The sequence below is a fragment of the Pseudoalteromonas sp. PAST1 genome, from assembly GCF_021532515.1.
Lineage (GTDB): Bacteria > Pseudomonadota > Gammaproteobacteria > Enterobacterales > Alteromonadaceae > Pseudoalteromonas > Pseudoalteromonas simplex.
Map to the genome: position 1 here is coordinate 1 of NZ_JAKGBH010000103.1, position 4308 is coordinate 4308.

At 43.9% G+C, this 4308-nt stretch carries 5 protein-coding genes; 4 read left to right on the forward strand and 1 reads right to left on the reverse strand.

The genetic code is table 11. The features are described 5' to 3' along the window. The first annotated feature begins 622 nt into the window (after nt 1–622). The 3 genes from L1272_RS22605 (at nt 623) to L1272_RS22615 (ending at nt 2609) form a co-directional block, all read left to right on the forward strand. Nucleotides 623–943, forward strand: coding sequence for a helix-turn-helix domain-containing protein (locus L1272_RS22605; protein ID WP_063530062.1), 321 nt, complete (start codon nt 623–625; stop codon nt 941–943). Further along, the gene (locus L1272_RS22610; RefSeq protein ID WP_063530061.1) at nt 936–2150 is read left to right on the forward strand and encodes a type II toxin-antitoxin system HipA family toxin; all 1215 of its coding nucleotides are present in this window, start codon (nt 936–938) and stop codon (nt 2148–2150) included. Before L1272_RS22605 ends, L1272_RS22610 begins: the two co-directional genes overlap by 8 nt. A gap of 216 nt (nt 2151–2366) precedes the next feature. Next, nucleotides 2367–2609, forward strand: a complete 243-nt coding sequence (locus tag L1272_RS22615; RefSeq protein ID WP_063530060.1) for a helix-turn-helix transcriptional regulator — start codon at nt 2367–2369, stop codon at nt 2607–2609. Between the two features lie 3 nt (nt 2610–2612). On the opposite strand, the gene L1272_RS22620 is transcribed toward L1272_RS22615, so the two are convergent. Next, entirely contained in the window at nt 2613–3536 is a 924-nt protein-coding gene (locus L1272_RS22620) for an IS5-like element ISSpu11 family transposase (RefSeq protein WP_063530059.1), read from the reverse strand. A gap of 411 nt (nt 3537–3947) precedes the next feature. Between L1272_RS22620 and L1272_RS22625 the strand changes: the two genes are divergently transcribed. Next, nucleotides 3948–4217, forward strand: a complete 270-nt coding sequence (locus L1272_RS22625; protein WP_063530058.1) for a hypothetical protein — start codon at nt 3948–3950, stop codon at nt 4215–4217. Nucleotides 4218–4308: the final 91 nt, after the last annotated feature.

Sequence of the window (4308 nt, forward strand, 5' to 3'; positions counted from 1 at the left end):
TATAGAACGTGCGCTAAACGCCAGACCTAGAAAGTGCCTAGGTTACAAACAGCCTGTCGTTGTGTTTAACGAATTACGCAATGCGGCCTAATTTAGCGAGTGGTGCACTTCGGGGTTGAATTCGCGCTTACATAACATTGCTATTACTTAGCCGAACGCTATCTAAGCTCTCCAAGTGCATGATGTTGCTGACGACGTTGAAGCGAACCAATACGGTTATTTCTAATTGAGATATCAGACTTACCTTCAAATTTAGTTGCTGTTTACACCATCATTTTGCACTTGTTTTTCGACTTGTGTGTACAAAATTTCCTGTAACTGTGTACAAACTTCCTCTTTGTTGCACTTATCTTCTGGCGATTTGACGCGAGTTCTTCTGTAGCCCTTGCTGTATAAGGGCTGAGCGACAAAAGTACTTAGGGAGTTTGATGCGTCAGTTCGCGATTATCAGCGAGAGTATCGCTCTTTTGTCGATGACAAAAATCTCCTTCTACTTATATGTAATTATGTATCAGATAATGGATTTTGATATGTAATAGCTAATCGAATTTGTGTTGTTTGAGTTACTGTGATATGTTTCTGTATATAATTATTCTTAAGTGATGCATTAAGGCGTATCGAAATGAGCTATGTAACAGAGCAGATACTAGAAAGTCTTCGAGAAGCTCGGGTACGAAAGGGGTTTAGCCAGAGAGAGTTAAGTACTCGTTCGGGTGTGCCTCAAAGCCATATTTCGAAAATCGAGTCTGGCAGTGTTGATTTAAGAATATCCAGTTTGATTGCACTTGCCCGTGTACTAGACCTAGAGCTATTGGTTGCGCCTAAAAAGTCTGTACCTGCCATCAAGTCGATCATTCGAAGTGGCCAAGGTATTAACGGCATCAGCGATGAGGGTGAGCCAATGTCGCCCGCGTATCAGTTAGAGGAAGACGACGATGACTAACCATGTCTCTACGCTCAACGTGTTGCTCTATGGTGAACCGATCGCAACGATCACCAACGTGGGTAATGACAGAACACTTTTTGCCTTTATGGATTCGTACATTAATGACGAATCGCGGCCTGTGTTAGGGCTTGGCTTTAAAGATTCGCTCGGTGGCCTGCTGACTAGCTTCAAACCTACCCAAACTAAGTTAACCCCGTTTTTCTCCAACCTTTTACCAGAAGAAACCATGCGTAATTACCTGGCTGAGCGTGCTGGTGTGAACCCAGCACGGGAGTTTTTTCTATTGTGGGTGCTAGGGCAGGATTTAGCTGGCGCGATCACGGTTGAACCGGCGGGTGGTGAAGCGCTGCCACCTAATGTGCATCAAGGCATTGACGATGAAACGAAAATTGAAGCGCCGATGCGCTTCTCATTGGCGGGTGTGCAGTTGAAGTTTTCAGCCGTGCAACAGGCTAACGGCGGCTTGACCATTCCAGCAACTGGTAAAGGTGGCTCTTGGATTGTGAAGTTGCCGTCATCTCGATTTGACGCTGTGCCAGAAAATGAATATTCAATGATGGAACTGGCTCGAATGTTGGGAATGGACGTGCCAGAAACGCAGCTACTCCCTATTAATCGGATTACTAATATCCCAAATGGCATTGGCAAATTTGGTGATAGCGCTTTTGTGATCAAGCGTTTTGACCGTGCAGATGGTCAAGCTGTTCACATTGAGGACTTTGCGCAAGTGTTTGGCGTTTATCCTCAAGATAAGTACAAAAAAGCCAGTATGCGAAATATTGCTCAGGTTATCGGTATTGAAGGGCAAGACGAAGACATTGCTGAATTTACTCGCCGACTGGTGTTCAATACCTTAATTGGCAATGCGGATATGCATTTGAAGAATTGGTCTGTGATCTACAAAGATAAGCGCACCGCATCGATTGCGCCTGCTTATGACTTTGTTTCAACCATTCCTTATATCCCCGATGATAGTGCATCGCTGAAGGTGAGCCGTAGCAAGAGATTCAGCGATTTCACGCTGGATGAGCTATCACACTTAGCGGCTAAAGCCATGTTGCCAGAAAAATTGGTGTTAGATACAGCCAAACAAACCGTAGCAGGCTTCCATGAGGTATGGGCGAAAGAAAAAGCGCATTTACCCCTTACTAAGTCAGTCATTGAAGCCATTGAAATGCATTTACGAAGTATACCGCTACGCTGAATTCCTAGTAGCTAGAGCGTGCATATTGATAAAGATGGTTTAACTTAATGCGATTTTACGGCACTTTTCGCCGTAAACTGGAAATTTGGTAAACTGCACAATGATACCGGTGTCATGATAAGGCTGATCTTCTGAACAAATCATGCATCTTTCTGACCATCAACAAGTGATGAACCAGGCGATGATAGCTTTACATTGATTTTCAGGAGAATACAGATGACAGCAGTAGCGCACCAGGTAACCCCTTTTCTAACATCTTACGAAGTGATGGCTCGTTACCACATTAGCTATACGACGCTCTGGCGAAGAATAAAAGATGGTAGCTTGCCGCAACCTCGTATCAACCGAAATACACGAAACAAGCTGTGGCACATTGAAGGTTATGTGCAAAGAGACAAGCGCCAAGGGGCTTTGTTTCCTAAATCGATTCAGCGAGCAAAGCTCCTCATAATCGTTTGAATATTAAACTACACGGTAAGTTTCAGGCATGCCTAGCCCAGTGAGTTTGTTCAACGCCTTTATCATCGCGTAAGTTTCTCCTACCTGACCGTTATAATTTCGCAGGCTCAATCTGCCACCAAGTAGTTGCTTCACTCTGTACATTGCTGTTTCTGAGATTGACCGCCGATGATAACCATACCGTTTTTTCCACTGTTTATTTGAACCATGAAGCTGTTGCCAACTGACCGCTAAGTTACGCGGATGACCTTGTTCCCAGAGCGCAGCGCCTTCCCTCGGTGGAATGAGTACTAAAGCCCGTTTTCTACGAACGGCATCGTGACAGGCTCTTGTGTCGTAAGCACCATCACCTGAGATATTGCGGATTTTGCGATGGATTTGCTTGAGCAAATTCGGCATAACTTTAGCGTCAGTGACACCGGATAAACTCAGTTCCGCTGCAATAATTTCATGGCTATGGGTATCGACAGCGATATGCAGCTTACGCCACACGCGGCGCTTGCCATCTGTGCCATGTTTCTTCACTTTCCACTCACCTTCGCCATAAACCTTCAAGCCTGTCGAGTCGATAGCCAAGTGCTCAATGGTGCCACGCGTCTTGGTTTTAAAAGCAATCTTGACGGTTTTAGCGCGTTTGCTGATGCAAGTGTAATGTGGGCACGAAAGCGGAATATCAGCCAGTTTAAACACCGAGTTGATAAAGCCTTGTAACGCTCGTAGTGGCATCGAGAAAACACGTTTAACCATCAGCGCGGTGGTAATGGCTAAGTCGCTAAATACGCGTGGTCGACCTTTCCTTGGTTGCTCGGCCTTAGCTTTCCACTGGGCGATAGCGTCCTCATCAATCCAGAAGGTAAGTGAGCCACGATTGATCAGGGCTTGATTGTATTGCTTCCAGTTGATTGTTTTATATCGAGGTTTTGACACGATTGATGGGCGAGTTGATGGGCTATGTCGATCAGATCACCAGCTATGGTTTTAGTTCAACTGATTTAGGAAACAAAGCCTCTACGGTATAGCGAGTAGATATCAAATAGCTATGTGAGAGGCCTAATTTCATGCTTAAATTGTAAGCCTTTTATTGAGGGTAAAATAGCTAACTCTAGGTTATTAACCTCAATATACTGAACTATACATAGATATGCGATGGCGCCCGTGGATAGTATAAATTAATCGAATATGTTATCTTATTTGCTTGTAATGCTTTCTCAAACTTAATAATTTTAGTTTGGTATTCTTAAATACTCCCCCTTGATTTGGCTCATACAAAAAGTTGAATAGAATAGATGGTAGCCATGAAACCCTAATCGGGGGAAGTACAAATTTGGTAATGGGATTATGGCTATAGAAGTCGTTTATCAATACATTTTAGGTTCTGCTTTTTTGGCCTTTCTTTGCATTATTGCGAGTGTAATAACTAAGCGTGTAGGTGTGCCAATATTACTAGTTTTTCTACTGCTTGGAATGTTAGCAGGAGAAAATGGTCCTGGTGGAATAAAGTTTAACGATTTTGGTTTAGCTTTTTTATTTGGACACATAGCGTTAGCCATTATTATTTTTGATGGTGGGCTTGGCGCGAATTCAACCCCGAAGTGCACCACTCGCTAAATTAGGCCGCATTGCGTAATTCGTTAAACACAACGACAGGCTGTTTGTAACCTAGGCACTTTCTAGGTCTGGCGTTTAGCGCACGTTCTAT